The organism is Curtobacterium sp. RM9 (assembly GCF_054956955.1).
Genome location: NZ_CM143271.1, coordinates 1,453,099 through 1,479,862, shown reverse-complemented (window position 1 = coordinate 1,479,862; position 26,764 = coordinate 1,453,099). Strand labels below are relative to the sequence as shown.

General features: G+C 72.1%; 35 protein-coding genes and 1 tRNA gene. 14 read left to right on the top strand and 22 right to left on the bottom strand.

From position 1 onward, the window contains the following. The first annotated feature begins 88 nt into the window (after window positions 1–88). Window positions 89–580: a LuxR C-terminal-related transcriptional regulator gene (locus tag ACY3FI_RS07005; protein WP_462550064.1), complete on the top strand. Its 492-nt coding sequence runs from the start codon at window positions 89–91 to the stop codon at window positions 578–580. Between the two features lie 37 nt (window positions 581–617). Here ACY3FI_RS07005 and ACY3FI_RS07000 read toward each other — a convergent pair whose 3' ends face one another. The 5 genes from ACY3FI_RS07000 to ACY3FI_RS06980 form a co-directional block, all read right to left on the bottom strand. Continuing rightward, window positions 618–1,040: a hypothetical protein gene (locus tag ACY3FI_RS07000; protein WP_462550063.1), complete on the bottom strand. Its 423-nt coding sequence runs from the start codon at window positions 1,038–1,040 to the stop codon at window positions 618–620. Window positions 1,041–1,363: 323 nt separating this feature from the next. Next, window positions 1,364–2,032: a DedA family protein gene (locus ACY3FI_RS06995; RefSeq protein ID WP_462550062.1), complete on the bottom strand. Its 669-nt coding sequence runs from the start codon at window positions 2,030–2,032 to the stop codon at window positions 1,364–1,366. 39 nt (window positions 2,033–2,071) lie between these two features. Then, on the bottom strand, window positions 2,072–2,326 hold the full coding sequence (locus ACY3FI_RS06990) for a COG4705 family protein (protein WP_462550323.1): 255 nt from the start codon (window positions 2,324–2,326) through the stop codon (window positions 2,072–2,074). Between the two features lie 62 nt (window positions 2,327–2,388). Continuing rightward, window positions 2,389–2,679, bottom strand: a complete 291-nt coding sequence (locus ACY3FI_RS06985) for a COG4705 family protein (protein ID WP_462550061.1) — start codon at window positions 2,677–2,679, stop codon at window positions 2,389–2,391. A 125-nt stretch (window positions 2,680–2,804) separates the two neighbouring features. Then, window positions 2,805–3,551: an ABC transporter permease gene (locus ACY3FI_RS06980; protein WP_462550060.1), complete on the bottom strand. Its 747-nt coding sequence runs from the start codon at window positions 3,549–3,551 to the stop codon at window positions 2,805–2,807. Between the two features lie 96 nt (window positions 3,552–3,647). Here ACY3FI_RS06980 and ACY3FI_RS06975 point away from each other — a divergent pair, with 96 nt between their 5' ends. From ACY3FI_RS06975 to ACY3FI_RS06955, 5 genes are all read left to right on the top strand, one after another. Continuing rightward, a complete protein-coding gene (locus ACY3FI_RS06975; RefSeq protein WP_462550059.1) occupies window positions 3,648–4,385 on the top strand; it encodes a phosphatase PAP2 family protein in 738 nt (245 codons plus the stop codon). Next, window positions 4,385–5,449 carry a sensor histidine kinase gene (locus tag ACY3FI_RS06970; RefSeq protein ID WP_462550058.1) on the top strand — a complete coding sequence of 355 codons (1,065 nt, stop codon included), beginning with the start codon at window positions 4,385–4,387 and terminating at the stop codon, window positions 5,447–5,449. The genes ACY3FI_RS06975 and ACY3FI_RS06970 overlap by 1 nt, the downstream gene beginning before the upstream one ends. Continuing rightward, window positions 5,446–6,111: a response regulator transcription factor gene (locus tag ACY3FI_RS06965; protein WP_462550057.1), complete on the top strand. Its 666-nt coding sequence runs from the start codon at window positions 5,446–5,448 to the stop codon at window positions 6,109–6,111. Before ACY3FI_RS06970 ends, ACY3FI_RS06965 begins: the two co-directional genes overlap by 4 nt. Window positions 6,112–6,191: 80 nt before the next feature. Beyond that, window positions 6,192–6,713, top strand: a complete 522-nt coding sequence (locus ACY3FI_RS06960; RefSeq protein WP_462550056.1) for a DUF2127 domain-containing protein — start codon at window positions 6,192–6,194, stop codon at window positions 6,711–6,713. Beyond that, the gene (locus tag ACY3FI_RS06955; protein WP_462550055.1) at window positions 6,710–7,912 is read left to right on the top strand and encodes an MFS transporter; all 1,203 of its coding nucleotides are present in this window, start codon (window positions 6,710–6,712) and stop codon (window positions 7,910–7,912) included. The genes ACY3FI_RS06960 and ACY3FI_RS06955 overlap by 4 nt, the downstream gene beginning before the upstream one ends. 130 nt (window positions 7,913–8,042) lie before the next feature. On the opposite strand, the gene ACY3FI_RS06950 is transcribed toward ACY3FI_RS06955, so the two are convergent. From ACY3FI_RS06950 to ACY3FI_RS06930, 5 genes are all read right to left on the bottom strand, one after another. Next, a complete protein-coding gene (locus tag ACY3FI_RS06950) occupies window positions 8,043–8,996 on the bottom strand; it encodes an AraC family transcriptional regulator (protein WP_462550054.1) in 954 nt (317 codons plus the stop codon). A 63-nt stretch (window positions 8,997–9,059) separates the two neighbouring features. After that, a complete protein-coding gene (locus ACY3FI_RS06945) occupies window positions 9,060–9,665 on the bottom strand; it encodes a TetR/AcrR family transcriptional regulator (protein ID WP_462550053.1) in 606 nt (201 codons plus the stop codon). A 187-nt stretch (window positions 9,666–9,852) separates the two neighbouring features. Then, entirely contained in the window at window positions 9,853–10,026 is a 174-nt protein-coding gene (locus tag ACY3FI_RS06940) for a hypothetical protein (RefSeq protein ID WP_462550052.1), read from the bottom strand. An 81-nt stretch (window positions 10,027–10,107) separates the two neighbouring features. Beyond that, the gene (locus tag ACY3FI_RS06935; protein ID WP_462550051.1) at window positions 10,108–10,320 is read right to left on the bottom strand and encodes a hypothetical protein; all 213 of its coding nucleotides are present in this window, start codon (window positions 10,318–10,320) and stop codon (window positions 10,108–10,110) included. A gap of 156 nt (window positions 10,321–10,476) precedes the next feature. Then, window positions 10,477–11,343, bottom strand: a complete 867-nt coding sequence (locus ACY3FI_RS06930; protein WP_462550050.1) for a hypothetical protein — start codon at window positions 11,341–11,343, stop codon at window positions 10,477–10,479. A gap of 41 nt (window positions 11,344–11,384) precedes the next feature. On the opposite strand from ACY3FI_RS06930, the gene arr reads away from it, so the two are divergent. Continuing rightward, a complete protein-coding gene (arr, locus tag ACY3FI_RS06925; protein ID WP_462550049.1) occupies window positions 11,385–11,807 on the top strand; it encodes an NAD(+)--rifampin ADP-ribosyltransferase in 423 nt (140 codons plus the stop codon). A gap of 39 nt (window positions 11,808–11,846) precedes the next feature. Here arr and ACY3FI_RS06920 read toward each other — a convergent pair whose 3' ends face one another. Continuing rightward, entirely contained in the window at window positions 11,847–12,215 is a 369-nt protein-coding gene (locus tag ACY3FI_RS06920; protein ID WP_462550048.1) for a hypothetical protein, read from the bottom strand. Window positions 12,216–12,282: 67 nt separating this feature from the next. After that, a complete protein-coding gene (locus tag ACY3FI_RS06915) occupies window positions 12,283–12,729 on the bottom strand; it encodes a rhodanese-like domain-containing protein (RefSeq protein ID WP_462550047.1) in 447 nt (148 codons plus the stop codon). 94 nt (window positions 12,730–12,823) lie between these two features. Here ACY3FI_RS06915 and ACY3FI_RS06910 point away from each other — a divergent pair, with 94 nt between their 5' ends. After that, complete coding sequence (locus ACY3FI_RS06910) at window positions 12,824–13,282, top strand: Lrp/AsnC family transcriptional regulator (RefSeq protein ID WP_462550046.1); 459 nt, start codon at window positions 12,824–12,826, stop codon at window positions 13,280–13,282. 420 nt (window positions 13,283–13,702) lie between these two features. Here ACY3FI_RS06910 and ACY3FI_RS06905 read toward each other — a convergent pair whose 3' ends face one another. The 5 genes from ACY3FI_RS06905 to ACY3FI_RS06885 form a co-directional block, all read right to left on the bottom strand. Further along, window positions 13,703–14,401 (bottom strand): DUF1361 domain-containing protein, encoded by a 699-nt coding sequence (locus ACY3FI_RS06905; protein WP_462550045.1) that lies wholly within the window; start codon window positions 14,399–14,401, stop codon window positions 13,703–13,705. Window positions 14,402–14,500: 99 nt separating this feature from the next. Continuing rightward, window positions 14,501–15,571 carry a VanZ family protein gene (locus ACY3FI_RS06900; protein WP_462550044.1) on the bottom strand — a complete coding sequence of 357 codons (1,071 nt, stop codon included), beginning with the start codon at window positions 15,569–15,571 and terminating at the stop codon, window positions 14,501–14,503. 144 nt (window positions 15,572–15,715) lie between these two features. Beyond that, window positions 15,716–15,967, bottom strand: a complete 252-nt coding sequence (locus ACY3FI_RS06895; protein WP_462550043.1) for a hypothetical protein — start codon at window positions 15,965–15,967, stop codon at window positions 15,716–15,718. 95 nt (window positions 15,968–16,062) lie between these two features. Then, a complete protein-coding gene (locus ACY3FI_RS06890; protein WP_462550042.1) occupies window positions 16,063–16,200 on the bottom strand; it encodes a hypothetical protein in 138 nt (45 codons plus the stop codon). A gap of 8 nt (window positions 16,201–16,208) precedes the next feature. Next, window positions 16,209–16,284, bottom strand: a tRNA-Val gene (locus ACY3FI_RS06885). A 41-nt stretch (window positions 16,285–16,325) separates the two neighbouring features. Between ACY3FI_RS06885 and ACY3FI_RS06880 the strand changes: the two genes are divergently transcribed. The 4 genes from ACY3FI_RS06880 to ACY3FI_RS06865 all read left to right on the top strand — a co-directional run bounded on the left by ACY3FI_RS06880 (window position 16,326) and on the right by ACY3FI_RS06865 (window position 18,912). Continuing rightward, on the top strand, window positions 16,326–16,853 hold the full coding sequence (locus ACY3FI_RS06880; RefSeq protein WP_462550041.1) for a hypothetical protein: 528 nt from the start codon (window positions 16,326–16,328) through the stop codon (window positions 16,851–16,853). A 166-nt stretch (window positions 16,854–17,019) separates the two neighbouring features. Next, window positions 17,020–18,000, top strand: coding sequence for an aldo/keto reductase (locus tag ACY3FI_RS06875; protein WP_462550040.1), 981 nt, complete (start codon window positions 17,020–17,022; stop codon window positions 17,998–18,000). Beyond that, window positions 17,997–18,629 (top strand): hypothetical protein, encoded by a 633-nt coding sequence (locus tag ACY3FI_RS06870; RefSeq protein WP_462550039.1) that lies wholly within the window; start codon window positions 17,997–17,999, stop codon window positions 18,627–18,629. Before ACY3FI_RS06875 ends, ACY3FI_RS06870 begins: the two co-directional genes overlap by 4 nt. A gap of 142 nt (window positions 18,630–18,771) precedes the next feature. Beyond that, a complete protein-coding gene (locus ACY3FI_RS06865; protein ID WP_462550038.1) occupies window positions 18,772–18,912 on the top strand; it encodes a hypothetical protein in 141 nt (46 codons plus the stop codon). A gap of 45 nt (window positions 18,913–18,957) precedes the next feature. On the opposite strand, the gene ACY3FI_RS06860 is transcribed toward ACY3FI_RS06865, so the two are convergent. Genes ACY3FI_RS06860 through ACY3FI_RS06850 form a run of 3 tightly spaced genes read right to left on the bottom strand, consistent with a single transcriptional unit; the run spans window position 18,958 to window position 21,412 of the window. Further along, entirely contained in the window at window positions 18,958–20,211 is a 1,254-nt protein-coding gene (locus ACY3FI_RS06860; RefSeq protein ID WP_462550037.1) for a sensor histidine kinase, read from the bottom strand. Further along, entirely contained in the window at window positions 20,208–20,918 is a 711-nt protein-coding gene (locus ACY3FI_RS06855; RefSeq protein ID WP_462550036.1) for a response regulator transcription factor, read from the bottom strand. The genes ACY3FI_RS06860 and ACY3FI_RS06855 overlap by 4 nt, the downstream gene beginning before the upstream one ends. Further along, window positions 20,915–21,412 carry a hypothetical protein gene (locus tag ACY3FI_RS06850; protein ID WP_462550035.1) on the bottom strand — a complete coding sequence of 166 codons (498 nt, stop codon included), beginning with the start codon at window positions 21,410–21,412 and terminating at the stop codon, window positions 20,915–20,917. The genes ACY3FI_RS06855 and ACY3FI_RS06850 overlap by 4 nt, the downstream gene beginning before the upstream one ends. Before the next feature lie 197 nt (window positions 21,413–21,609). On the opposite strand from ACY3FI_RS06850, the gene ACY3FI_RS06845 reads away from it, so the two are divergent. Continuing rightward, on the top strand, window positions 21,610–22,275 hold the full coding sequence (locus tag ACY3FI_RS06845) for a hypothetical protein (RefSeq protein WP_462550034.1): 666 nt from the start codon (window positions 21,610–21,612) through the stop codon (window positions 22,273–22,275). Window positions 22,276–22,288: 13 nt separating this feature from the next. Here the strand turns inward: ACY3FI_RS06845 and ACY3FI_RS06840 are convergent, their stop codons facing one another. Together ACY3FI_RS06840 and ACY3FI_RS06835 are read right to left on the bottom strand one after the other, a co-directional pair. Beyond that, window positions 22,289–23,218 (bottom strand): alpha/beta fold hydrolase, encoded by a 930-nt coding sequence (locus ACY3FI_RS06840; RefSeq protein ID WP_462550033.1) that lies wholly within the window; start codon window positions 23,216–23,218, stop codon window positions 22,289–22,291. A gap of 60 nt (window positions 23,219–23,278) precedes the next feature. Next, window positions 23,279–23,767, bottom strand: a complete 489-nt coding sequence (locus ACY3FI_RS06835) for a peroxiredoxin (protein WP_462550032.1) — start codon at window positions 23,765–23,767, stop codon at window positions 23,279–23,281. A gap of 245 nt (window positions 23,768–24,012) precedes the next feature. Here ACY3FI_RS06835 and aceE point away from each other — a divergent pair, with 245 nt between their 5' ends. Next, complete coding sequence (aceE, locus tag ACY3FI_RS06830) at window positions 24,013–26,757, top strand: pyruvate dehydrogenase (acetyl-transferring), homodimeric type (protein WP_462550031.1); 2,745 nt, start codon at window positions 24,013–24,015, stop codon at window positions 26,755–26,757. Window positions 26,758–26,764 lie beyond the last annotated feature (7 nt).

Sequence of the window (26,764 nt, the reverse complement as noted above, 5' to 3'; positions counted from 1 at the left end):
ACGATCGTCCGCGAAGGACTCGCCTCGCTCCTGCGGGGGCGGGGGGCACGACGTCGTCGCGACCGTCGGCGACGGCGACGGCGACGGCGTGCTCCCCGCCCTCGACGCGACCCCCGAGGGGGTGCAGACCGCCGTCCGGGTCAAGGCGGCGCACCCCGACGTCGGCGTGCTGCTGTTCTCGCAGTACGCCGAGGTGCAGTGGGCGCGCACGCTCCTCGACGTGGCGACGGTCGGCGTCGGGTACCTGCTGAAGGACCGCGTCGCCGAGGTCTCGACCTTCATCGAGTCGCTCCAGCAGGTGGCTGCGGGCAACGTCGTCCTCGATCCCGAGGTCGCCGCCGCGCTCGTGCAGGCGCCCCGTCCGATCCGCGACCGGCTCGACACCCTGACCGCACGGGAGTCGGAGGTCCTGCGGCTCATGGCCGAGGGCCGGTCGAACGGGGCGATCGCGGATGCGCTGTTCCTGTCCGGCGGCACCGTCGAGAAGCACGTCAGGGCGGTGTTCGCGAAGCTCGGGCTCGAGGCGGCGCCGAGCGACCACCGCCGGGTGCTCGCCGTGCTGCGCTTCCTCGCGGCGTGACCGGGTCGGGCCGCACCGGGTCCGTTCCGAGGGGCGCCTACAGGCGGTGGAGCGACGTCACGGGGACGACGTTCGGCCACTCCTCGCCGTCGAACTGCACCCACCGCAGCCCCGACGGCAGATCGGGCTCGTCGTCGTCGCGGACGACCACGCCCTCGAGCCCGACGAGGTACCCGGAGCCCTGCCCGTAGAACACCCGGTCACCGACGACCGGCACGACGATCGTGTCCTCCGGGAAGGCCTCCGAGTCGAGGCCGAACACCGTCGACACGGCCGTCACCAGCGCCTCGGCGGCCCGCCGCGCTGACGCGGCGCAGACGACCTCGACGGACGCGTCCGGAGCGGCGCCCGCGTCCGCGTGGACGACCACAGGGGCCGCCTGGCCCGCCTGGCCCGTTTGGGTGACCGTCGCGACGGGCGCCTTCGTCCCGTCCGCGACGTACCAGAGCCTGGTCGTCACCGCGGTCGTCGTCGCTGCCGGTGCATCTGGTCGCGGGCTCGCCCACCCCGTGCGCGACGACGAGGAGACGCTCGCCCGCCGGCCGGTCAGCACTCCTCGGAGCCGGCGACCGAACGGCTCAGCGCCGCGGAGCTGGGGCTGGTGGTCGTGCATCGGGACGCCTCCGGGTCGGCTGCTCACAGCCTCGGGTGCGGCTGTCCCCGGACGGTACTGCGGGCGCCGCGGCGACCGCGACGGTCCCACGACGACTTTGCGGGAACCAGCAACGGGCCCGCGTGGTCCACGCAGACGACCGCATCGCTGCGACGTCGACGGCCTGCTGCTCAGCGATCACCGGCAGTCGACCGCGTCGCTGCCGCGGTGCCGTGCTTCCGGACGACGTGTCGGCGGCGGAGCGCGCCGACGACGATCGGCAGGACGGACACCAGGACGATCGCGATCATCAGTGCGTCGATGTTGTGGGCGACGAACGGGATCCCGCCGAGGAGCACGCCGACGACGGTGAGACCGCAGGCCCACGAGACCGCGCCGACGACGTTGCACAGCAGGAACCGTCGGTAGTGCATCTGCGCGGTCCCTGCGGCGAGGGGCACGTACGTCCGGACGACCGGGACGAACCGTCCGAGGACCAGGCTGAGTCCTCCCCACCTCGTGAAGAACGCCTCGGCTTCTTCGAGGCGGGCCGTGGTGAGGATTCGTGCGTCCTCCTTGAACAGGCGGCGTCCGTGGCGTTTCCCGATCCAGTACCCGACCTGGTCGCCAGCGACCGCGGCGACGGAAGCGACGGCCGCGACCTGCCACGGTGTGACCCCCAACGTGCTGCTGATGATCGCCGCGGTGACCAGGAGCGAGTCACCGGGCAGGAACGGGAACAGCACCCCGGACTCGATGAAGATCAGCAGCGCGACCCCGGCGAGGACGGACGGCCCGAAGGCGTGGAGTACCGAAGCCGCGTCGAACAGGTTCACGGCGAGGGGGACGGTGGAGAGCACGGGAGGTCCTTCCGGATGCGGGGTCGAGACGGGTGTGTGTCAGGCGGTCACGCGGCTGCGCTGCGCGGGTTCGTCGCCGCGGCGGAGGCGGATCACGAGGAAGCTGACGATCGCGGCGATGACGACGAGGAACACGGCGCTCGTGGTGATCGTGCCGATCCCCCGTCCGCCGTCCTGGCTCGGTGCGGACAGCAGGTCACCGGCGGAGGCTCCGAGCGGTCGGGTGAGGACGTAGGCGGTCCAGAAGCAGAGGACCGGGCCGCGTCGGCCGGTGAACCAGACAGCAGCGGTCAGGGCGATGGCGCCGGCGAAGAGCAGCAGGGACGGGAAGTACCCGAGGCCGGTCTGCTCGGCGATCAGATCGCCTCGTCCGTGACGCAGGTCCCGACGATGCTGATCAGCACCACGGTGATCCAGTGGAGCGGCGGCCGGTAGGCGCGGGACCGGAACTGCCGGACCAGGAACACCGCCTGTGCGACCGCCATGATCAGCGTCGTCACCGGCAGGCCGGGCCCGACGGTGTCGCTGATGAGGTCGGCGGCGGTCTCGCCGACGGTCGTTTTGGGGACCTTGACGACCCAGAACGACGCGGTCGGTCCTGGCACCTTGTTCAGACGTGAGCTGGCTGGCACAGGCGTGTGGGACATGGCGTCCTCCTCGTCGGACGGTCGGCGCGACCGGACTCCGAGCCGGGCGACGTGACGACGGTAGGGACCGCGGCACAAGAACCCGCCAAGAAACGATCCGGTACCCCCCCCTCCAGCCGGAGTCGTCAGCGATCGACCACGTCCGGACGGACCGTGACCGGCGCCAGCCACCGCGTGAGGGAGACTGCAGTGCACGCCCCGGCGGCGGTGATCGCAGCGAGGACGACGATCTGGAACCGACCGGCGTCCAGCGGCGACAGGCCGCCGAACACCGCTCCCACGAAGGCTCCGGGCAGCGTGACCAGCCCGGTCGTCTTGGTCTGGTCCACCGTCGGGACGAGCGCTGCACTCACCGCCTGTCGGACGAGCCGCTCGGTCGCCCGGCGGGGCGTCGCCCCGAGCGCGAGCCACCCCTCGACCTCGTCCCACCGGTCCGAGACGAGCTCGCGGAACCGTCGACCGCTGATCGTCGCGATCGTCATCGCGTTGCCGATCACGATGCCGCCGACCGCGAGGGCGTACCGCGGACTGAACTCGATCGCCCCGGTACCGAAGACGATGCACCCGGTGACGACGCTGCCGGCGCCCATCGACGCCGCGACCGGCAACCCCGTCGCACGGACCCCGCCCAGCCGACGAGCCGCGGTCAGGACCGCCACGGAGAACATCACGAGGAGCGCGGCGCTGATGAGGACCGGTGACCGGATGATCCCGCTGAGGACGAGGCTGATCACGGCGAGCTGCGCAGCGCCCCGCAGGATCGCCAGCGCAGGGGCCCAGGGTGCGTCTGCGCGGGCGAGGAGCAGGACCGCGGAAGCAACGCCGACGAGCAGGGCGACGCCGAGGACGGCGTGCGACAACTGGTCAGTCACGCACGTTCCGCATCGCCACGGTCTGCACTGTATGCCACGCGCCGCACCGACATCGGTCTTCGTGGTTTCTTGGAGACCACGTCCTGGACTGACGAGGTGACCACTCCCCAGGCGTCTCGACCGCTGCCGATCTCCGCCCGCCCGCCACGCTGGCGAGTCCCCGTCGAACGCGCAGTGGTCGTCGTCGGCCTCCTCGCGGTGCTCGGCTTCGTGGTCCGCTCGGTCCCGGTCGACGCCGGACTGGCCCGGAGCCTCGACGCCCTGCACGTCGGTGCGCTCGGAACGGTCTGCTCCGCCGTGTACACCGTGCTCGAACCACTGCCGGCGATCCTGCTGACGGTGGCCCTCACCGGCGTCGTCTGGGCGCGGACACGACAGGTGCGCATCGCGGCGGCCTTCGCAGGTGTGGTGGCGGTGACGTGGATCCCGTCCGCTGCCCTCAAGGCCCTCGTCGGACGTCCGCGCCCCGACAGCACGGTGCTGCCACACCCGTTCACCCCCGCGCAGCCCGACGCATCGTTCCCGAGCGGACACGTCGTCTTCGTGACGGCGCTGCTCATCGCGCTGCTCATGCTCGTCGCCGACCGGCGCCGCCGTCTCCTGGCGGCGGTGCTCGGTTCGATGGGCGTCCTGGCGGTCGCGACCGCGCTCTGCATCGACGGTGTGCACTGGCCGGCGGACGTGGCCGCCTCGGTCCTCTGGTCGGTGGCCGTCGCCCCCGCCGCTCGACTGCTCTGGACGGACGCGGTCCTGCGCCGGGTGCTCCAGCGCCTGGAGCAGACTGGTCGGCACCGCACGGACCCGAGCCGTCGGCGACACGGAGAGGACTCGTGATGCAGCTCTGGGAACGGTGGCGCTCGGCCGCCACCGAGGGCGTCGCCGACCACGACCCGGACCGACGCGCGTACCGGCGCTCGGCCCTGCGGATCGGACTGCGCGTCGCGATCGTGTCGGCGGCACTGGTGTTCGCCGTGATCGTTTTGGCCGTCGCCTACGTGGTGTGGCAGCTGACGCCGGCGCAGCAGCTCGAACGGCACGGCCCGGAGGACGTCCAGATCTCCCTCGACACGGTGGACCTGCTCGTCGCCGTGCTCGTGGTGGGCGGCGTCGCCGTCGTCCTCGCCGGCGTCGCGACCTGGCTGATCGCCGGTCGCGCGGTCCGCCCCCTCGCCGAGGCCTACCGGTCACAGCGGACGTTCGTCGCCGATGCAGGTCACGAACTCCGGACGCCCCTGACGGTGCTGAGTGCTCGGGTCCAACAGCTGCAGGCGATGCTCCCGGTGCCCTCGCGGGAGCGCGTCGTCGCTGATGCCCTCCGCGACGACGTCCAGGCGATGGTCGACGTGGTCGAGGACCTCCTCGCGACGGCGGCCGGACGCGGTGACGACCGCGCGGAAGCAGCCCTCGACGACGCGCTGACCGCGGTCGCGGCCGACCTCGCCGTCCTCGCCCGCGACCGGGGCCTACACCTCGTCGTGGCACCAGGCGACGCGCTGGTCCGGGTGAGCCCGACCCAGTTGCGACGGTGCCTCGTGGCACTCGTCGACAACGCGATCGGACACAGTCCCGCCGGTGGCGCCGTGTCCGTGGAGAACGAACCCGTCGGGGACCGCGTCGTCATCCGCGTGCGGGACGAAGGGACGGGCATCACCGGCATCGCTCCCCGTCGGGTCTTCGACCGCTTCGCGCACGGCACCCCCTCCGCCACCGGGGAACCGACGCGGACGAGCAACGGGATCGGTCTGGCCCTGGTCCGGGACATCGCGGTCCGCGCTGGTGGCGACGTCGTCGTGGAGCGCACCGGACGGACCGGGACGGTGTTCGCCCTCACCTTGCCGATCGTCCGCGTCGGATCGCCGCACGGACGGCAGTGGGCCGGACGGAGGGCACGGACGTGACCGCCCGCGCTCGGGTCCTCGTCGTCGAGGACGACCCGCGGCTCGGACCGATCGTCCGCGACGTCCTGTCCGCGTCGTGGGACGTCGAACTCGTCACCACCCGTGTCGAGGCACTCGAGGCGGTCCTGCACCGGCTCTTCGACGCGCTGGTCGTCGACAGACGGCTGCCGGACGGCGACGGCCTGGACGTCGTCCGAGAGCTCCGCCGGTTCCGGGTGGGCACACCTGTGCTGATGCTGACGGCGCTCGCCGAGGTGCACGACCGGGTGTCCGGTCTCGACGCCGGCGCGAACGACTACCTGGTCAAGCCGTTCGACTTCGACGAGCTGAACGCTCGGCTCCGCGTCCTGACGCGCGACGTCGACGCCCTCGGCCGCGTCGTCGAGATCGGGGGATGGTCGTTCCACCCGGAGGACCAGACCGTCCACTCCCCGTACAGCGGCCGCGTCGCACTGACCGACCGCGAGTCCGCGCTGCTCGCGGTCCTCGCCGCCGAACCCGACCGTGTGTTCAGCCGTGAGCAGTTGTTGTCCACGGTGTTCGAACGCGGCGAGCAACTCGGGACGGTCGACACCTACGTGCACTACATCCGGCGCAAGACCGAACGCGACCTGATCGCGACCGTCCGCGGACGCGGGTACCGGCTCGGGACGCCGGCCTGACCGGGTGCGGCTCGGCCAGCGCGACGACGGACTCCTGCCGTCTTGGTCGTTCCTGAGCGTCGTCGTCGGATGCTGTCTCCATGCGGTACGCACGGTGGACACGGGAGCGGTGGTTCGACCTCGTCTTCCTGGTCGGCTTCGCGCTCAAGGCGATCGACGGGATCGTCGAGCTCGCCGCCGGGATCCCGCTGCTCGTCCTCCGGCCCGCACAGGTCGAAGCAGCTGCGCGGGTGGTCACCGCCGGTGAGCTGCAGGAGGATCCCGACGACCTCCTCGCGCACCTGATCAGGCACGGTGTCGCGAGCCTGAGCGCCGACGCGACGCTGTTCGCCGCCGCGTACCTGATCGTGCACGGGCTGGTGAAGCTCGGCATCGTCGCCGCGATCTTCCGCGGCTCCCGCCGCCTCTACCCGTGGGCGATCGTGGCGCTCGGCGGGTTCGTCGTCTGGCAGGCCGCCGAGTTCGTCCTGCACCCCGGCGTCGGACTGGCGCTGCTCACACTGTTCGACACGGTGATCGTCCTGCTCGCCGTCCGGGAGTGGCGGCACCACCGGAGCCTCGGCGATGCCGTCCGCAGCGTGTCCGCCAGACTGGAGGCGTGACGACGACTCCGCAGCCGCCCGCACGACACCTCGCCCCGCTCTACCTCGCCGGCTTCACCACCGCCTTCGGCGCCCACGGCGTCGCCAGTGTCCTCGGCGCCGAGACCGACGACATCGGCCTGAGCCTCCTCGGCCTCGGCGCCGTCCTGGCGCTCTACGACATCGCCGAGGTGATCCTGAAGCCACTGTTCGGAGCACTCAGCGACCGCATCGGCGCGAAACCGGTCGTCATCGGCGGCCTCGTCGCGTTCGTCGCCGCGTCCCTGCTGGCGGTCGTCGTCCCCACCGTCCTCGTCCTGGCCCTCGCCCGCCTCGGCCAGGGCGCAGCCGCGTCCGCGTTCAGCCCCGCGTCGTCGGCGGCGGTCGCGCGGATCGCCGGGAAGCAGCGGCTCGGCCGGTACTTCGGCCGGTACGGGGCGTGGAAGAGCCTCGGCTACGTCCTCGGCCCGCTCCTCGGGATCGTCCTCGTCCAGAGCTCCGACATCCGGGCGCTGTACCTCGCCCTCGCGCTCCTCGCCGCCGTCGCGGCGGTGTGGGCCGGGGTGTCGATGCCGGCGCTGCCCGTGCAGCCGCGCCCTCGGTACACCGTCGTCGACCTCGTCCGCCAGACCACCGACCGGGACTTCCTGCTCCCGACGCTGCTCCTGGCGTCGAGCACGGCGGTCCTCGGCGTCGCCGTCGGCTTCCTGCCGCTGCTCGCGACCCGGCTCGACCTCCCCGCGATCGTCGGTGCCGCTGCCATCGCCGTGCTCGCACTCGTCTCGACGGTCGTCCAGCCGCGGGTCGGTCGGCTCCGCGACGCCGGCCGGGTCGACACCCGGACCGGCAGCGCAGCCGGCCTCGTCGTCGCGGCCGTCGCACTGGTCGTCCTCGCGGTCGCTCCGACCGTGGTCACGCTGTTCGTCGCGGCCCTGGCGTTCGGCGTGATGATCGGCGTCACCACTCCGCTCGCGTTCGCCCACCTGGCGGCCGTGACGCCGGAGGAACGGATGGGTCGCACGATGGGCAACGCCGAGCTCGGACGGGAGGCCGGGGATGCCGGCGGCCCGCTCCTCGTGGGCGCGCTCGCCGCCGCCTGGACGCTCCCGGCGGCGCTCGGGGTCCTCGCCGCGACGACCGCGGGCGCCGCGCTCGTCAGCTGGGCAGGTCTCGGTCGGGGACGCAGCGAGACCAGCCGGTCGCGGGTCGAGGAGCCGTGACGCGTCGGACGGGAGGCGCGGGGCCCGGCCGCCACGCGCCTCCCGTCCGACGTCTGGTGGCGCCGGTGCGCTGTGCGGCGTCACGACGACGCCTCGCCGACGCGCGTCGGTCGGCAGGCGACCGAGGTGGTCAGGGCCTGCGGAGCGTGTCGCTCGGGTACTCGCCGTACCGGGCCGCGTAGGTGGCGGAGAACCTGCCCGGGTGCGCGAAGCCCCAGTACCGCGCCACCTCGGCGACGTTCGTGGTCGTCGGGTCGGCGTGCAGCAGTTCGGTGCGGATGCGGTCGAGCCGCACCTGACGGATGTACGCGTTCGGGGACATGCCGAGCACCCGGCCGAACGCGGTCTGGAGCGCCCGGAGGCTCAGGTTGGCGAGGGTCGCGAGGTCGGTGCTCGTGATGGGCAGGTGCGCGTGCTCGTGGACGTACTCGGCGACGTGCTTCAGTCGGGCGTTCCCGGGCAGCAGCAGCGCCGCAGGCAGGTCCGCCGTCGCCTGCGGGTACAGCTCGAGCAACGACACGGCGGCCAGACGACCCATCTCGGCCTGCAGGAGCGGGGACGCGTCCCGGTCCATCGTCGTCGCGGAGACCAGGCGCACCGTCTGCCGCCACCGCCGCATGGCGTCGCCGTCAGGTCGGGCGTTGTGGTCGAAGTCGGTGCGGCTGACGACGAGGCCACGCTCGGCGGCGATCTCGTCGACCGCAGCACGGTTGACCTGCACGAGCCGCTGGTCGTAGTCCTCGAACGCGAACTCGAACGCCTCCCCCGGCCACATCTGCGGCCGTCCCGGTTCGAGGCGGATCTCCTCCCGGCCGACGTCGAGGACCCCGGTCCCGCGGGTGATCCACTGCACCACGAAGTCGTCGCCGGCGGGCATCTCACCGGTCAGGCGCCCGGCGAACTGGACCGCGCGGAGCGTCATCGTCGCGTCCCCGGCGGAGGCGTAGCGGTAGGAGAAGTCCGACTCGGTCGTGTCCGCTTCCCAGGCGATGCCGGCGTAGGCGGCCGCCAGGGTCTGACGCGCGTCGGCGATGTCGTCGCCGCGTTCGTCGATGCGGATCGGGGAGGGAGGCTGCTCGGTCATCGTGCTGAGCAGAAGCGTCACACATCGCCCCGGTCCGCCGGAACGCCTGTCCGCAATCCGCCGTCAGAACAGGGACGTGGAGTCGACGTCGTACACCGCGATCAGCATCGCCGCCGCCGTGCGGGCGCTGCGGGCCGGCTGCACCGAACCGTGGATGGCGGCCTCGACCTGCGCGCCCTGCAGCAACAGCGTCAGGGCCGGCGCGAGGTGCGCCGGCAGCGCCGCCAGGTCACAGAGCACCGCGATGTGCTGCTCGATCTGCCGGAGGTGGTCCTCGGCGAGCTGCCGGACCACCGGGTCGCGCCGACCGAGTTCCCCGTAGCCGTTGATGAACGCACAACCGCGGTACGAGGTCTCCGCAAAACAGTCCCCGAGGTACGTGAACACCGCCAGGAGGCGGTCCCGCGGGCTTTCGGTCGCCTGTTCAGCGGCGACGAGTCCGCCCATCCAGCCCTGGTGCCGGTTCCGCAGGGCGGCCACGAGCAGCTTCCGCTTCGACGGGAACACCGAACGGAGCGCTGCGGGCGTGACGTGGGCACCCTCGGCGATCCGGGCCATCGACACCGGCCCCACACCCTCGACCGTGAACAGGGCGTCCGCGGTCGCGACGATCGCCTCCTCGTCCGCGGAGCGGACGGGAGGGGCGGCGAGGAGCGCGGGAACAGTCATGAGAGGATAGGACGACAGGCGTCGTGCAGAGCCTAGGCGTCGTCCGCGCCGGTGACGCGGGCCGCGCCGGGGGCCACGTCGACGCAGGACGCGCCACCGAGCACGTCGTGGAGGCGCTGCAGGCGTCGCCACACGTCTTCGTGACGCGTGGTCAGCTCCGGAGGACGGAACGGGCGGAGCAGGACGCTCACGCGATGGCGAAGAAGTCGGCGTAGGACGGGTCCGCCGGCGTGGACACGCGGCTCGACGCATCGAGGCGGACGGCGACCATCCGGGCGATCTCGGCCGGGGAGTTCATGCCGCGCCGGTGCCACTCGCTGGCGTGGCGGCGGAGGACGTCGAGGTCGATCTGGTCACGCATCGGCGCGGTCCTGTTCTGCGATGAGGTCGAGGACGTCGATCGGCTGGGTCAGCGCGAGGTCGAGCGGCGCGGCGGCGGCGGTCATGCGGAGAGTCCGATGACGATCGCGGCGGACGCGGCGACGGTGACCGAGACGATCCCGGTCGCGGTGGCCGCCATCATCAGCGCACGCTGTCGGGCCTGTTCGCGGACCTCCGAGAGGGGGCTGCGCATCGAGGCCTGGCGAGCGCGGCGGGCGAGCGCGGTGTGCGCGGTCGAGGGGAGCACGGTGTCGGGGGCGGTGAACGTGGTCACGGTGCCCTCCATCTCTGAGCCGTTCCCGGCTCGGTCTGATCCGAGACGTTCGGATGAGATGACCATAGGGAGGAAACGGTTCACATCTCGAACGATCCGGAGAGGACAGCGAAACCTGGACAGCACCCCGAGCGGCAGTGCTCGCGCCGCGCCGGGTCAGGTGTGGTTCAGCCGGTCGCCCGACCACGTCAGGTCGTCGCCGCCGGTCACGGCGTGCGCCTCGAGACGGGGGTCGTCGAGCACGCGCGCGACCAGGTCTCGGCTGCCCGCGACGATCGTGGAGTCCCAGTCGATCTCGGTGGCGAGGACCCACGCGTGGTCCTCCGGCCAGAGCATCTGCGGGGTGTGACCGGCCGCCGGCCAGACGTCGACGTCGGCGGTTGCGAGCCAGTCCGGGGCGGCGAACAGCGCGAGGGAAGCGGTCATGAGGTGGAACGCACGACCCGGCCACTCGAAGGTCGGGCCCGCCAGCGCGTCCGCGACGGCGTCCTGCTGCCGCTGTCGCAGGAGCACCTGTTCCTGGACCTCCCGGATCTGCTCCTCGGTCGGCTCCCCGACGGAGAACGACCCCACCGCGGACCCGCCGTTGAGGTCGCCCCAGCCGTCCCACACTGCGGCGAGCAGGTCCGACGGGGTCGTCGTCGCTCGCCCGAGGTGCTCCGTGAGCGTCGCGAGGACCGATGCGTCGAGCTGCCCCTCCTCGGGCGGCCCGACCCTCCACCCGTCGTCGAACTCGACCGCCCGCGGCGGCTCCTGACCGGACAGGCGGACCCACTGCACGAGCGGATGCGCGATCCGACCGGTCCGAGCTGCCACGTCCGCCCACGTCCACGGACGATCCTCGACGATCGGGTGCCCGCCCCACCCGTCGGATGCGCTCAGGTCCACTCGGTAGCCGGGCAGGGGGTGCAGGATCCGGGCGTACGCCTCGAACCCCGCGCCGGCGACGCCGCCGACCGTCGCCCAGTCGCCGGCGCGAGCGCGCAGCCAGTCACCGCGACCGGTGTCCGAGACGAGCCCCACCGCTGCACAGTAGCGCGACCCGTCCGCAGTACGCTGCCACCGTGCTCCCTGCGACCGACGACGGACCCTTCTGGCACGGCACCACCGCGGACCTCCGGGCTGGCGACCTGCTCTCCCCCGGGTTCCGTTCCAACTACCGACCAGACGTCGTCATGCGGCACATCTACTTCACGGCGCTCCGGGACGGTGCCGGGCTCGCAGCTGAACTGGCCGCCGAGCTCGCGCCCGACGACCGTTCACCACGCGTCTACCTCGTCGAACCCACCGGCGAGTACGAGGACGACCCCAACGTCACCGACAAGAAGTTCCCCGGCAACCCCACCCGCTCGTACCGCAGCGCGAGTCCGCTCCGCGTCGTCGCCGAGGTCACCGACTGGACCAGGCTCACGCCCGAAGCACTCCAGCAGTGGCGGGAACGGCTGACGTCCCTGCCGCCCGGAGAGCGGGGCGAGATCATCAACTGACTGGTCGCCGCGCACAGCGACGTCGTCGCGGGGACCGGCCTACGTGAGCACCCTGAGGAGGCCGAGGCCGACGCCTGCCACCGCGAGGACCGCGGCGATGCCGGCGAGCGGTACCCAGGTGCCGTCCCGTCCCGCCCGGTGCCGGTCTGCGCCGAGTGCGCCGGCGACGACGACGATGGCGAGGCCGCCGAAGAACGTCAGACCCATGCTGCTGTACCAGCCGGCGTCAGAGCAGCCGTTCCGCGACGCGGTGTAGCAGGTCGCGTAGGAGCGGAGGTTCTGATCGAGGACGAGCAGGTCGGCGACCAGCCAGACGGCGACGCTGACGACGGTCAGCAGCCAGATGACGACGAGGTGCCACCGGGGCACCACGGCGTCGCGCAGCGGACGTGGAAGCCGTTCCGTCATGAGCCGTCCCCCTTCGTCTGGTCGTCAGGACTCCGCATCGTAGCCGGGGTCCGGCGGACGGCGACGATCACGCCGACGCGGACGCCGACGTCGACGTGGACGCGGGTGCAGTCAGCGGGTCCGGTGCCCGACGAGACCGGCCGGCGTCCGACACGACGGCGAGGCCTTCGCGCGCCCAGTACTCGAACCCGCCGATGAGTTCCCGGACGTCGGTGTAGCCCAGCTGGGTGAGGGCGAGCGCGGCACGGGTGCTGCCGTTGCACCCGGGCCCCCAGCAGTACACGACCACGGCCGCGTCGCGGTCCGGCACGATCCCGGGGACACGATCGGCGAGTTCAGCGGTCGGCACGTGCACCGCGCCGGGGATCCGTCCCTGCGCCCAAGCGACGGCGTTCCGGACGTCGAGCACGATCGGGGAGGTCCCCGCTGCTCGCGCCGCGGCGAGGTCGGAGGGGTCGGTCTCGTAGGCCAGCTTGGCGGCGAAGAAGTCCGCCGCGGTCAGTGTCGTCTGCACCCCTCGATCGAACCGCGTGACCCTGCCCCACGGGAAGACCGAACCAACGGCAGACGACCCGACCAGGAGCGGAACCGACGGTACATTCGTCCTCGTGCCGTCGAATCCACAGCCGGTCCTCGACCGAACCGACCACGACATCATCGCCGAGTTGCAGCGCGACGGGCGGACGAGCGTCGCGCAGCTCGCCCGTGCGGTCAACCTCTCCGCCAGCGCGACGGCCGAACGGGTCCGCCGTCTGACGGACAGCGGGGTGATCACGGGCTGGTCGATCACCGTCGACCCCGAAGCGCTCGGCTACACCGTCACGGCCTTCGTCCGACTCGCCTACCCGACGGGCAACTACAAGCCCTTCCACGACCTGGTCGCGGACATGCCCGAAGTGATCGAAGCGCACCACGTCACCGGTGCCGACTGCTTCATCATCAAGGTCCTCGCCCGGTCCATGCGCGACCTCGAACGGATCACTGGGCGCCTCGCGTCGCTCGGTGGCATCACGACGAACGTCGTCTACTCGAGTCCGGTCCCCGCCAGGCACGTCACCCCGGCCTAGACGGGTCTTCGTCGGGCCGGCGATCAGCGCGTGAGCCGTCACCGCGTTCGTGCGCCCATCGTCGATCTCCCAGTTCTTCATCGTCCAGCCAGCAATACGCACTGATCACGGCGGGGTGCGCCACGGACGCGGTCAACTGCAACTACCAGACACGCCCGTGGTGCTCGTCTGCCACCCGCTCATCACGGTCGGCGCGCTTGCATCGGGGACAAACTGGGCCAGAGTGCGTCGTCGGGAGCGACGGCTTGCATCATTCGTCAGTCTGAGCATCCTCGGCGGTGTGCTCGTGATCTTCTCCACAGCCGAGTTCGCCACACATCGGGCGTCCGGCGGACGTGTCGGCTGCGAGGGCAGCGGATCGCCTGTCGAACCGCGTGAGCTGGTCCTGCGCGGTTCCTTGCTGACGTGTGTCCTGGCGGATCAGACGAGCGTGAGTACCGGTGCGATGACAACCAGGTACACCAGCGCGAGCAGCAGGGTGTGGACGACGCAGAAACCCAGCGCCGTACGAAGCCTGCCCGGCTCCTCGAAGTGGCCGGTCAGCTTGCCCGCGAAGAACCGGGGGTGGAGCAGGTCCCAGCTGTTGAAGCGGATGTACCGGCCGAGGTAGATGCCGACCGACACCAGCAGCAGCACGACGAACGCGATGATCCACGAGTCCGGGAACGCGTACGGTTCTGCATTGTCGACGTGCACGATCAGCACGTAGGTGAGCTGCGCGAGGAGGACGTTGGCGAGGGTGTTGAACACACCAGACAGCGCGAGCGTGAGGACCAGGACGATGTCGAACCAGAGCGGCACCGGGTCAGATGCTCGACGGTGCGACAGGTTCAGTTCCGTCACCAGGTAGGCGGCGTTCGGCAGCAGCGCGAGCCAGAGCAGCCCGCCGATCACCACGACGGCGACGACCGTCACGCGGGACGGGGCGAGCGTCACGACCAGTACCAGGGCGACCAGCGTCGCGAGCAACACCACCGCGGGCGCGAGCGACAAGCCGACGTTCAGCACCATCGGCCGGTACACCCGCGTCCGGAACACCGGACTCCGGAGAAGCACCAACGTGAGGGCGTAGGCGTTCAGCAGCACGATGCCGGCCGCGATGAGCAGGATCCCGACCATGACGTCTCCCCTCACCGGCGGCACTGCACGCCGTCGACCATCGTTCGCTCCACAGTGGCAGCGCCCACCACAGAGCGCACTCGTCGGGAGCCAGGTCTGTCACGGTGCTCGGTCGTCCTCGATCCCGGCACCGATGCACGCCAGCGCGAGACCGCGACGGTCGCGAGTTGTCCACACGGCGACGACCGAGAGGACCGCGAGCAGGAACGCGACGAGCCCGGCCGCGGGAGCGTCGACCGCGAGCAGGACGCCCCACCCGCCCGACCCGAGCGCCCAGCGCACCGCCCGTTTCCCCACGTTGGGCACGGGAGCGGGTCGGAGTCGGACGACATGCTCTCCGAGCGTACGGCCGGAGGTGAGGACGATGCCGAGCTGCACCGCCGGCGCGACGAACGCAGCGACGGCGATCGACACCGCTCGACCGCGGTCGTCGGGGCTCCCGCCGGCGAGGGCCCACACGAGCGCGATCCCGACACTCACCCCGGCGGTGGTGAGCCAGGTCGCCAGCGCGTCCGCGAGCATGCCGAACAGGCGCCGGCCCGCGGTCACCGGCCGGGGCTGCTCTGCCGGCGCGTCGTCCCGAGGGCGGACGAGGAGTCCGACCACCGGAGCGAGGAGCGTGCCGAGGACGGCCCCGGAGGTGTTCGCGATGAGGTCGTCGACGTCGAACAGGCGGTAGGCGCACGGGTAGAGGAACCAGTCCCCGGTGAGCTGCGTGGTCTCGATGACCAGCGAGACCACGAGGCCCGCCACGAGTCCGACGACCAACCCGAGGATCGGCCGCCGCCGCGCGAACGCGGCCCGTACGAGCGCACCGAGTGGCACGAACAACAGCACGTTGAACACCACCTGCGCAGCCGCGGGGTTCGTCAGGACCGCGCGTGGTCCGCCGAGTCCGCCCTCCCGCGCGATGTCGCCGACGAATGCGAACGGGCGACCCTGCGGCACCATCACCGACCGACACATCGTCGTGACGTCGTCGGGCAGCGGGAGCAACGTGTACGTGACCAGCGCCAGCGCGTAGACGAGCGTGCCGAACGCCACCAGCGCGCGGCGCAGGCTGAGCCGGCCTCTGCGGTGGTACTCGCGTGCCGTCCACGGCACGAGCGCAGCCACCGCGAGCAGGACCCCGGCCGCGAACGCGATCACTCCCGGTACGACGTTCCCCATGATGAGAACGTAGCGATCAACACCAGCAAGTGATGAGAGGTGTGCCCCAACGCTTGACCAGAGGCTGACGGGAGCCGATCCCGCCTGCGCGGCGCGAGGATCGGACCACGTGCCTGCCCGTTCCGGATCGACTGTCGGACGCGATCAGTCGTACTCGCCCACGGAGTGTCGGAGGCGGTCGATCTGCGCTTCGAGGGCTTCGGAGCACTCCTGGTCGGTCGGAGGGTGCCCCAGATCACGTCCGAGGTCGCTGCGGAACCTGTCGGTCATGTGTCGCATGAGTGGGCCGGCAGCGCGAGGGTGGTCGACCGCGCCGAGGAAGGCTGCAGCGAGGTTCGCGAGGACGCCGATCATGATGCGGCGGTCAGCGACGGTGACGAGCTCGGGATGATCCATGACGGCGTGCCTCCTCTGATCCTGCGATACGGGTCGTGGTCGTTCTCGCCCGCTGATCGATCGACTCTCAGACGAGCACTTGTACTCGTCATGGGTCAGCGATCGTCCTGGTTGCGGAGACTCCACACACCGAGGTACAGCGACCAGGGCATGATCACGACCAGCGGCAACCACGAACCGATCCGGCCGGTGTTGATGATCAGGTTGAGGAGCCCCAGGACAAGCAGCAGCACGGCAGCGCTGGTGGGCCCTGCCGGGATCGAACCGACGACATCCACGGTGTAAACGTGGCGCTCTACCAGCTGAGCTAAAGGCCCTCACCTCGATTCTACGGGACCGCCGGGTACGCTGACCCATCGTGAACGGAGTCGGCCTGCTCGACGAAGCCGGGCGGCTGCGCCTCCTCGGCACCGGCATCGCGGGCGCCGCGTTCGCCGTCGTCCTCGCCGTCCTCCTCGTCTCGTCGTTCACCGGCGCCACCACGACGACCCTCGTCTCGGTCGGCATCCCGGCGGCGGCCGTCGGCGCTGCGGCCGGTGTCGTCCTGCAGCTCCGCTCCTGGCGGGCGGAGGGTGGGTACCGCCGCTCGGTGGAGGTCCGCGACTGGATCGTCGACGGCAACGTCCCGTCGAACGTGCCCGCCGCCGAGTGGATCCCGCTCGTCCAGGCGCAGGCCGACCACGAGGCAGCCGGCTGGGGCAAGATCGTCCTCTGCACCTTCTGGTCCGCGATGACGTGGTCCCTCCGCGACCAGAACGGCGCCGTCGTCTCGACGATGCTCCTCTGCTTCTGGGCTGCCTACGGTCTGTGGAGCGCAGCGTGGGTCATCCCGCGGGCGCGCGCCGCGCGCGCCCTGCTCCGCAACGGCGTCGCGACGGCCGGCTGAGCGGCCGCACCGCCGTCTGCCGTCCCGCCCACAGGTCTGGAGGCGCGGTGCGGGCCGGCACCGTGCCTCCAGACCGGTGGGTGGTCCCGTCCACGGCACGCCGTGACCCGCCCGCCAGCGGACGAACCGAGCGCGTGCACCGCACGCGGTGACTACGCTCGATCGCATGCAGAGTCGCACCCTCGGCCGTACCGGCCGCACCGTGTCCGTCGTCGGCCTCGGCACCTGGCAGTTCGGCGGGGACTGGGGTCCCGTCACCGACTCGGACGCGCACGCCGTGATGGACGCGTCCGCCGAGGCCGGCGTCACCCTCTTCGACACCGCCGACGTCTACGGGGACGGGCGGAGCGAGCAGCTCATCGGCTCGTGGCGCGCGACGAACCCCGACGTGCCGCTGACGGTCGCCACGAAGATGGGTCGTCGGGCGGAGCAGGTGCCGTCGAACTACGTGGCGGAGCACTTCCGCGAGTGGGTGGACCGGTCGCGGACCAACCTGCGGCAGGACACGCTCGACCTCGTGCAGCTGCACTGCCCGCCGACCGCCGTGTTCGAGGACGCCGCCGTCTACGACGCCCTCGACGCGCTCGTGCAGGACGGCTCGATCGCGGCGTACGGCATGAGCGTGGAGACCGCCGACCAGGCCCTGACCGCGATCGCGCGACCGGGGGTGGCGTCGGTGCAGATCATCCTGAACGCCTTCCGGTTGAAGCCGCTCGACCGGGTGTTGCCCGCCGCGCGCGAGGCCGGCGTCGGCATCCTCGCCCGCGTGCCCCTCGCGTCCGGGCTGCTGTCCGGCAAGTACACCGTGGACACCGCGTTCCCGGAGCAGGACCACCGCAACTACAACCGCCACGGCGAGGCCTTCGACCAGGGCGAGACCTTCAGCGGCGTCGACTTCGAGGACGGCGTGCAGGCGGCGCAGGCCTTCGCGGCGTCGCTGCCCGACGCCGTCTCGGTGCCGCAGGCAGCCCTCGCGTGGGTCGTCGCGCAGGACGGCGTCACAGCCGCGATCCCCGGCGCGCGGAACCCGCAGCAGGCCGTGTCGAACGCCGGGGCCGGGTCGCTGGCCGAGGTGCCGGGGCTCGACGAGACGGTGCACGAGCTCTACGACGAGTGGTTCCGCGCCGCGGTGCACGAGCGCTGGTGACCGGACCCGGGCCGGGCCACGTCCGCGCGCCGAGCCGCGACCGCGGGCCGGTTCCGGCGCGCAGTCGTGGTGGCCGACGCGCCGCAGCCGTCACCGCGACGGCCGCGGTCGTGCTCGTGCTGGTGACCGGTTGCGCCGTGCCGGGCGCGGGGACGTCGACGGCCGCTCCCCCGTGGGCGGCGCCGACCGACCTGACGGCGCGGGCCCAGGCCGCCGGGCTGCAGAACGTGTGGGGTGAACGGCTCGCGGAGCACGTGCACACGCACCTGACGATCCTCGACGGGGACCGTTCCGTGACGGTGCCGGCGAACGTCGGGCACTCCGACGCGCAGGACTTCGCCGCACAGCTGCACACGCACGACACCTCCGGGATCCTGCACGTGGAATCGCCGACCCGCGAGACCTTCCGGCTCGGGCAGTTCTTCGACGAGTGGGGCGTCCGACTCGACGCGTGGCGGGTGGGCGGTCTGCACGGCGACCTGACGGTGTGGGTCGACGGCCGGCGGTGGTTCGGCAACCCGCGGGACATCGCGTTGGAGGACCGTCGGCAGATCGTCCTCGCCGTCACCACCGCGGGCGAGGTCCCCCGGCTGCCCGCACCGTTCGACTGGCCACCGCAGTACCGCTGATGCCTCCCCGTCCGTCGCGGCGGCCGTGTGTCAGTTCGGTGACGAGCCGCGCCGCGGTCCCGCGCCGATCGCGGCGCGGGAGGCGGCCGTCGTCCCTGGTCGGTGCCGTCGGGCTGCCACACGACGGTCCTAGCGTGCGGGCATGCGAACCCGTGCGACCCACCGCCCCACCGACCTCGACGACGTGCCGGAGCGCGACGACCTCGTGGTCCTCGTGCTCGAGGTGGCGATCGGCGTGACCTTCGCCGCCGTCATCGGTCTCGCGCTGCTCTGGATGCAGTGACCGCGACGGCCTGAGCCGTGATGCGCGGCGCGGCGTGCTGTCCGGTCAGCGTCCGCGCGCGGGACGCAGCTCGACCGAGGCGACCGCGCCGTGGTCGGTGTTCGCCAGCCGGAGCACGGCCCCGAACGCCGCGAGGTGCTGCAGCACGATGGCGAGCCCGATCCCCGACCCGCCGTGCGACCCGAGCGCGCCGAACCGACGCGGGCCGTCCCGCAGGACGTCCGGCGGGAAGCCGGGCCCGGCGTCGCGCACGGACACGACCGCGCCGTCCACGACGACCGTGACGGGCTGCGCGCCGTGCCGCTCGGCGTTGGCCACGAGGTTCGCGAGCGCCCGAGCCAGGTGACCGGCGTCGACCAGGACCCGCTCCGACCGCAGCCGTTCGAGACGCACCCGGTCGCGGAGTCCCTCGTCGTCGAGCACCTGCGCCACGGTCGCACCGAGGTCGGCCGGTACCGCCCGGACGTCGCCGACCTCGTGCGCGGCACGGGACAGGTGGAGGAGGTCGTCGAGGAGCTGTCGGAGCCGGGCCGCCACCCGCCGCACCCGCTCGGCATCCGGACCGTCCGGCAGGAGCTCCGCCGCCCCGACGAGCGCCGTCACGGGCGTGCGGAGGTCGTGGGCCACCTCGGCGCTGATCGCCCGCTCGTGGTCGAGGCTCCGGGCGAGCGCCGCCGCGGTCTCGGCGAGCCCGCGGGACAGCACGGCGACCTCGTCGTCCCCGCGGACCTCGGCGGCGGCACGACCGGCGACGGTGTCGTCGACGGCTCGGGCGGCGCGACGGAGACGGCCGGTGAGGCGCCCGGCCGCGATCCACGACCCCGCGGCAGCGAGCACGGCCGCGAGCACCGCGGCGAGCACGAAGGTGCGTTGCAGGTTCGCCCACTGGGCCCGGAGCGCCTCGTTGTCGACGCGGATCGCGATCAACCCGGACGCCTGCTCGCGGGCCGCCCACATCCACGTGCCGTCGTCGTACGTCGCGGTGACCCCGTCGGCCACCGCGGAGCGCAGCGGTGCCGGGAGCACCGAGCGGTCGTCGGTCGCGCGCGGGGGCAGCGCCCCGCCGAAGGACTGCGTGGCGATCGTCTCGTCGAGCTGCGTGAGCGCCTGCTGGCGGAGCTGGTCGGTCGCGTCGTCGAGGGCGGTGTGCGCGAACACCGCTCCAGCGGCCACGACGAGCGTCGTCGCGAGGACCGTCATGGCGACGGCGGTCCGGGCACGGAGGGACCGCCACCACGGCACGTGCACGGCGGGCGGGGCGGGCCGTCGGACGGTCGCGTCGCCGGAGGACCACGTCACGGGGCGGCGACCTCGATGCGGTAGCCGAAGCCGCGGACCGTCTCGATGAGGTCCGGCCCGAGCTTCCGACGGAGGCGCTGCACGTTCGTGTCGACGATGCGCGGGTCCTGCCAGGTGCTGTCCCACGCCATCGCGACCACCTGCTCGCGGCTGAGGACGGCACCGCGGTTGCGGAGCAGCGCCTCGAGCACGCGGAACTCGACGGCGCTGAGCGGGACGGGCGTGCCGGCGCGCTCGACCCGACGCCCACCGACGTCGATCCGGACGTCGCCGACGACGGCGACCGCGCCCACGGGCCCCCGCCGACGGCGCAGGACGGCCTGCAGCCGAGCGGAGAGCACGTCCGCGTCGAACGGCTTCGTGACGTAGTCGTCGGCCCCCGCCGAGAGCCCGTGCACCTCGTCGACCGGCAGGCTGCGGGCGGTGAGCAGCACCACCGGGATGCCGGCCTCGGTGAGCCGTGCGGTCAGGTCGAGCCCGTTCATCCGCGGCATCGCGACGTCGACGACGGCGACGTCCGGCGTCTCGACCCCGACGGCGGCGAGCGCGTCGACGCCGTCGACCGTCGCCGTGACGCGCCACCCGCGGCGGAGCAGCAGGAGCTGGGTGGTCTCGCGGACGTCGGGGTCGTCCTCCGCCAGGAGCACGAGCGGGGAGCGCCCGTCGGCGGTCCCGACGAGCGCACCGGTCGGCGGCGCGGCGTTCACGGTCGCTCCTGGTCGCTGACGAACCCGAGGTCGCCCCAGAGGAAGTGCATGGTGGCGCGCGTCGCCCAGGTCGGACGAGCTGCGGCGAACGTGATGCTGAGCCGCTCGTACCGCCGGACCTCGCCGACCGTCGTGACCCCGTCGAACCGCACGGCCACCGGGTAGGCGGTCACGGTGCCGTCGGCGCAGTCGCACGGGTTGTCGGTGAGCATCCCGGTCGCCAGGGCGTCCCGTCCGCCCCACGACGACCAGACGAGGTTCTCGAGCCGCTGGTCGGCGGAGGCGCACCAGATCGGCACGGACGCCGGCTCGGTGGCCGCCTGCTCGCCACATCCGGCGTAGTAGGCGTCGGCGAGGTCGAGGACGGCGGTGCGGGGCGCTCGGTCGTGGTCGAGCGGCGCGGCCATCGCGCCGACCGAGACGGCGAGGACGCCGGCCACGGCGACGGCGGTCGCGGTCAGGCCGAGGGTGCGGAGGCGGGCGGAGGGGGTCACGGTGCGAGCCTGGCTCCTCTCGGTGTCCGCCGTGGTGCAGGGATGTGTCAGTTCCGACACAGATGCTCGCACGTCGCGGCGCGGATGCGTCCGCGCCGGGCGGGGTCCGGCAGGGTGGGTCGTCACGGGAGCGAGACGCGTCGTGCCTACCGTCGGTCCCGACGCGGGCACCGGCCCGTCGGAAGGGACACCACACCATGCAGCGCACCACTCCGCTCCTCCTCGCCGCGGTCACCGCGGTCCTGCTCTCGGGCTGCGCGGCCGCCGGCGTCACGACGGCCGCGACGACCGAGGCGCCGTCCGCCGCCGCGACGGCCGGCACCGACACGACGGCGTCGACCAGCACGGGCCCCACCGGCGACCCGACGGACGGCACGAGCGCCCCGACGGCGACGCCGACCGTCACCGCGACCCCGGCCGCGACGTTCCCGCAGGGGCAGCCGCCGCGACCGGGTCGGCAGGACGGCTACCCCGGCTCCGACACCGTGCCCGGGCTCACGGCGGCCGTCGCCGCCACGCAGCACCCTGGTCTCCAGATCTGCGCCGGCGACCTCGCCACGCTCGTGACCGCCTCCGGAGACCTCCGTGGGAACGGTGGGAGGCAGTACCTCGTGGACACGACGTGCCGGCTCGCCACGGGCAGCTCTCCCGACGAGGTCGCCGTGTACGACATCCACGGTTCGTCGATCGAACGCAGCGCGGTGCTGTCGGAGTTCACCGCGAACCGACCGGTGCCGAGCGCCTACCCGTACCTGTGGGAGGGGCACACCGTGGTCCTCGCGTACGACGGCGGCGCGTCGTACCGACTCGTGCGGCTCACCCCCGACGGCGCCGTGCCCGGCCTGGTGCAGCGCTTCCACTGAACCGGCGCGACGGTCAGGGGACGAGCCCGAGCGCCCGCGCGACCGCCTCCGGGTGTTCGACGTGCGCGAAGTGCCCGCAGTCGTCGAGCAGCACCGTCCGCACGTCGGGCAGCAGCTGTGTCAGGTCGTCGAGGTCCCGTACCCGCGCGAACACGTCGCCCCGCCCGGCGACCGCCGTCACGGCGCACCGCACGTCCCGCCACCGCGCGACGTCGTGACGGGCGGCCGAGCGCGCCGCGCCGAGGAACGCCCGCGGTCGGAACTCGTCGACGAACGCGTCGAGGACGCTCCGGTCGAGCCGGCGGACGTGCGCGAACACCGGCGCGGCGAGCACCGGCAGCAGGCCGATCCGCGCTGCCCCGCGGAGCAGCGGCACCGCCGCGCCGCGCGTCACGGCGAGTCCGGCACGCAGCAGCGTGAAGGCCGGCAGCGTCCGCAGCGCACGGAGCGGGTGCCGCGCGGCGTCGGCGGTGGCGACGGTGGTGCCGCTGACGAGCGCGAGCGACCGCACCCGCTCCGGGCGGAGCGTCGCGAGGTGCAGCCCGACGAACGCGCCCATCGAGTGGCCGACGACGTCGACGGCGTCGACGCCCAGTGCGTCGAGCACCGTGTCGAGCACGCGGACGGCGCCGTCGGTGTCCAGGGGCGTCTCCGGAGCGGGCGAGGAGCCCCAGCCCGGCAGGTCGACGAGCACGAGTCCGCGTCCTGCGACGCCGTCCGCGGCGCGCAGCAGCGGCGTCCATGTCGTCCACGACCCGGCGACGCCGTGCAGCAGGAGCAGCGGGTCGGGCCCCGGTCGGTGCTGCACGACCGTCGGGCCGCCCGCCGTCGCCACGACGGTGGTGGTGAGAGCCCACCGGTCGGGGTCGGCGACGACCGCGAACGGTGCGTACGCACTGGAGGCGCGCCCCGCCGCACGCGCGTCGGCCTGCGTTGCGTGCACCGTGCCTCCAGGGCGTCTCCTGGTGACGCGGACGCGTCACCGCACGAGACGTTCGGAGCGCTAGCCGACGGCGACGGGCGTCGCGCAGGCGGCGAGCCGGTCGAGGGCCGCCCGGTACTCGGCGACGTCGCGCTGCAGACCGGGCTCGGTGATGATCGACGCCTTGATGCGGCCCTGCACGTCGATGACGAAGGTCGCGCGGGTGGCGAAGCCCTTCTTGTCGAGGAAGACGCCGTACTCCTTCGAGACCGCGCCGTGCGGCCAGAAGTCGGCGAGGAGCTCGAAGTCGTAGCCGTGCTGCTCGGCGAACGACCGGAGCGTGGCCTTCGAGTCGACGGAGATGCCGATCAGCTCGACGCGCTGGTCCTCGAACATCGCGATGTTGTCCTGCAGCGTGCAGAGCTCGTTCGTGCAGCCCGAGGAGAACGCGAGGGGGAAGAAGACGAGTGCGACCGGGCGGATGCCGCGGAAGTCGCTGAGGCGGACGTGCTCACCGAACTGGTTCGGGAGTTCGAAGTCCGGCGCGAGTGAGCCGATCTCCAGGGCCATCTGGCGTTGCTTCTTCCCCGGGCTGTGGGGTGTGCCCGTGTCGCGTGTGCACGGGCAGGTCGCGCGTGCACGATCGGCAATCGTACGCCGACGACCCCCGAATGCAAGCACCTGTCCACGTGCACGTCACCATCAGGCTGCCGGTCGGTCGTGGGGCCTAGAGTGGTGGCGGTCCCCGCCCCGGTCGTGATCCGACCGAGCGGGGGTCGCCATGTCCACCACCACGAGAACGAACGAGGTCAAGGGTGACGGTGAACGACCAGGACCCGCGCAGCACCGCAGGGACCGACCAGGACCCGGAGGAGACCGCAGAGTGGCGTGAGTCGCTCGACGGTCTCGTCGCGACGCACGGCCACCAGCGGGCCCGCGAGATCATGCAGAGCCTGCTGAAGCGCTCGAACGAGCTGCACCTCGGCGTGCCGATGGTCCCGACGACCGACTACGTGAACACGATCGCGCCCGAGGACGAGCCGGAGTTCCCCGGCGACGAGGAACTCGAGCGCCGCTACCGCCGGTGGATCCGCTGGAACGCCGCGATCACGGTGCACCGCGCGCAGCGCCCGGGCATCGCCGTCGGCGGCCACATCTCGACCTACGCGTCGAGCGCCGCCATGTACGAGGTCGGCTACAACCACTTCTTCCGCGCGCAGGACCACGCGTCCGGCGGCGACCAGGTCTTCTTCCAGGGCCACGCCTCCCCCGGCATGTACGCCCGCGCCTACATGGAAGGGCGTCTGAGCGAGGACCAGCTCGACGGCTTCCGTCAGGAGCACTCGCACGCCGGCGGCGGACTCTCGTCCTACCCGCACCCGCGCCTCATGCCGCACTTCTGGCAGTTCCCGACCGTGTCGATGGGCATCGGCCCGATCAACGCGATCTACCAGGCGCAGCAGGCCAAGTACCTGTCGAACCGTGGCATCAAGGACGCCTCCGACCAGCAGGTCTGGGCGTTCCTCGGCGACGGCGAGATGGACGAGGTCGAGTCCCGCGGTCAGCTCCAGGTCGCCGCGAACGACGGCCTCGACAACCTCAACTTCGTGATCAACTGCAACCTGCAGCGCCTCGACGGCCCGGTGCGCGGCAACGGCAAGATCATCCAGGAGCTCGAGGCGTTCTTCCGCGGTGCGGGCTGGAACGTCATCAAGGTCGTCTGGGGCCGCGAGTGGGACGACCTGCTCGCCCGCGACACCGAGGGCGCGCTCCTCAACCTTATGAACGCCACGCCGGACGGCGACTACCAGACGTACAAGGCCGAGAACGGTGCCTACGTGCGCGAGAACTTCTTCGGGCGCGACCCGAAGGCGCTCGAGCTCGTGCAGGACTACACCGACGACCAGATCTGGAACCTCAAGCGCGGCGGCCACGACTACCGCAAGGTCTACGCGGCGTTCAAGGCGGCGACCGAGCACAAGGGCCAGCCGACGGTCATCCTGGCGAAGACGGTCAAGGGCTACGGCCTCGGCCCGAGCTTCGAAGGCCGCAACGCGACCCACCAGATGAAGAAGCTGACGCTCGACAACCTCAAGCAGTTCCGCGACGAGATGCGGATCCCGATCACGGACGCGCAGCTCGAGGAGAACCCCTACACGCCGCCGTACTACCACCCGGGCAACGACGACGAGGCGATCCAGTACATGCACGAGCGTCGCCGGGAGCTCGGCGGTTACGTGCCCGAGCGCCGGACGAAGTACACGCAGGTCACCCTGCCGGACGACTCGAAGTACCAGGTCGTCAAGAAGGGCTCCGGCAAGCAGGAGGTCGCCACGACCATGGCGTTCGCGCGCCTGCTCAAGGACCTGCTGCGCTCCCCCGACTTCGGCGACCGCGTCGTGCCGATCATCCCGGACGAAGCCCGCACGTTCGGCATGGACGCCTACTTCCCGACCGCGAAGATCTACAACCCGAACGGCCAGCACTACACGTCGGTCGACCGCGAGCTCCTCTTGGCGTACAAGGAGAGCCCGCAGGGCCAGATCATCCACGTCGGCATCAACGAGGCGGGTGCCCTCGCGGCGTTCACCGCGGTCGGCACGTCGTACTCGACGCAGGGCGAGCCGCTCATCCCGGTCTACGTCTTCTACTCGATGTTCGGCTTCCAGCGCACCGGCGACGCCATCTGGGCCGCCGGCGACCAGATGACGCGCGGCTTCATGATCGGCGCCACCGCAGGCCGCACGACGCTCACGGGCGAGGGCCTGCAGCACGCCGACGGCCACTCGCTGCTCCTCGCGACGACGAACCCGGCGGTCGTGTCCTACGACCCGGCCTACGGGTACGAGATCGGCCACATCGTCAAGGCCGGCCTCGAGCGCATGTACGGCACGAACGAGGACGGCTCGCCGAAGCACAGCGACCCGAACGTCATGTACTACCTCACGGTCTACAACGAGCCGCTCGTGCAGCCGGCCGAGCCGGAGGACGTCGACGCCGAGGGCATCGTCAAGGGCATGTACCTGCTCAAGCGCAGCGAGCACGACGGACCGAAGGCGCAGCTCCTGGCGTCCGGCGTCGCCGTGCCGTGGATCCTCGAGGCGCAGCAGCTCCTTGCCGAGGACTGGGGCGTGTCCGCCGACGTCTGGAGCGTGACGAGCTGGGGTGAGCTGTACCGCGACGGTCTCGACGCGGAGCAGCACGCGTTCCTCAACCCGAACGAGCAGCCCCGGACGGCCTACGTCACCGAGCGCCTGCTCGGCACCGAGGGCCCGGTCGTGGCGGTGAGCGACTTCATGCACGCCGTGCAGGAGCAGATCCGCCCGTTCGTGCCGACCGACTACGCCACGCTCGGCGCCGACGGCTTCGGCTTCTCGGACACCCGTCCGGCGGCCCGCCGCTACTTCCACATCGACGGCCCCTCGGTCGTCGTGCGGACGCTGCAGCAGCTCGCGAAGCAGGGCAAGGTCGACCACGCGCTCGTCCAGCAGGCGATCGACAAGTACCGCCTGCACGACGTGACCGCGGGCACCACCGGCAGCGCCGGCGGCGAGTCCTGAGTCACAC

Coding starts and splice junctions, on each gene's coding strand:
- ACY3FI_RS06970 (WP_462550058.1), top strand. CDS start 4,385: ATGCAGCTCTGGGAACGGTGGCGCTCGGCCGCCACCGAGGGCGTCGCC.
- ACY3FI_RS06960 (WP_462550056.1), top strand. CDS start 6,192: ATGCGGTACGCACGGTGGACACGGGAGCGGTGGTTCGACCTCGTCTTC.
- ACY3FI_RS06900 (WP_462550044.1), bottom strand. CDS start 15,571: ATGGGGAACGTCGTACCGGGAGTGATCGCGTTCGCGGCCGGGGTCCTG.
- ACY3FI_RS06835 (WP_462550032.1), bottom strand. CDS start 23,767: ATGGCCCTGGAGATCGGCTCACTCGCGCCGGACTTCGAACTCCCGAAC.
- ACY3FI_RS06950 (WP_462550054.1), bottom strand. CDS start 8,996: ATGACCGAGCAGCCTCCCTCCCCGATCCGCATCGACGAACGCGGCGAC.
- ACY3FI_RS06865 (WP_462550038.1), top strand. CDS start 18,772: ATGCGAACCCGTGCGACCCACCGCCCCACCGACCTCGACGACGTGCCG.
- ACY3FI_RS06875 (WP_462550040.1), top strand. CDS start 17,020: ATGCAGAGTCGCACCCTCGGCCGTACCGGCCGCACCGTGTCCGTCGTC.
- ACY3FI_RS06940 (WP_462550052.1), bottom strand. CDS start 10,026: ATGCGTGACCAGATCGACCTCGACGTCCTCCGCCGCCACGCCAGCGAG.
- ACY3FI_RS06845 (WP_462550034.1), top strand. CDS start 21,610: ATGCAGCGCACCACTCCGCTCCTCCTCGCCGCGGTCACCGCGGTCCTG.
- ACY3FI_RS06945 (WP_462550053.1), bottom strand. CDS start 9,665: ATGACTGTTCCCGCGCTCCTCGCCGCCCCTCCCGTCCGCTCCGCGGAC.
- ACY3FI_RS06905 (WP_462550045.1), bottom strand. CDS start 14,401: ATGGTCGGGATCCTGCTCATCGCGGCCGGCATCGTGCTGCTGAACGCC.
- ACY3FI_RS06895 (WP_462550043.1), bottom strand. CDS start 15,967: ATGGATCATCCCGAGCTCGTCACCGTCGCTGACCGCCGCATCATGATC.
- ACY3FI_RS06985 (WP_462550061.1), bottom strand. CDS start 2,679: ATGTCCCACACGCCTGTGCCAGCCAGCTCACGTCTGAACAAGGTGCCA.
- ACY3FI_RS06920 (WP_462550048.1), bottom strand. CDS start 12,215: ATGACGGAACGGCTTCCACGTCCGCTGCGCGACGCCGTGGTGCCCCGG.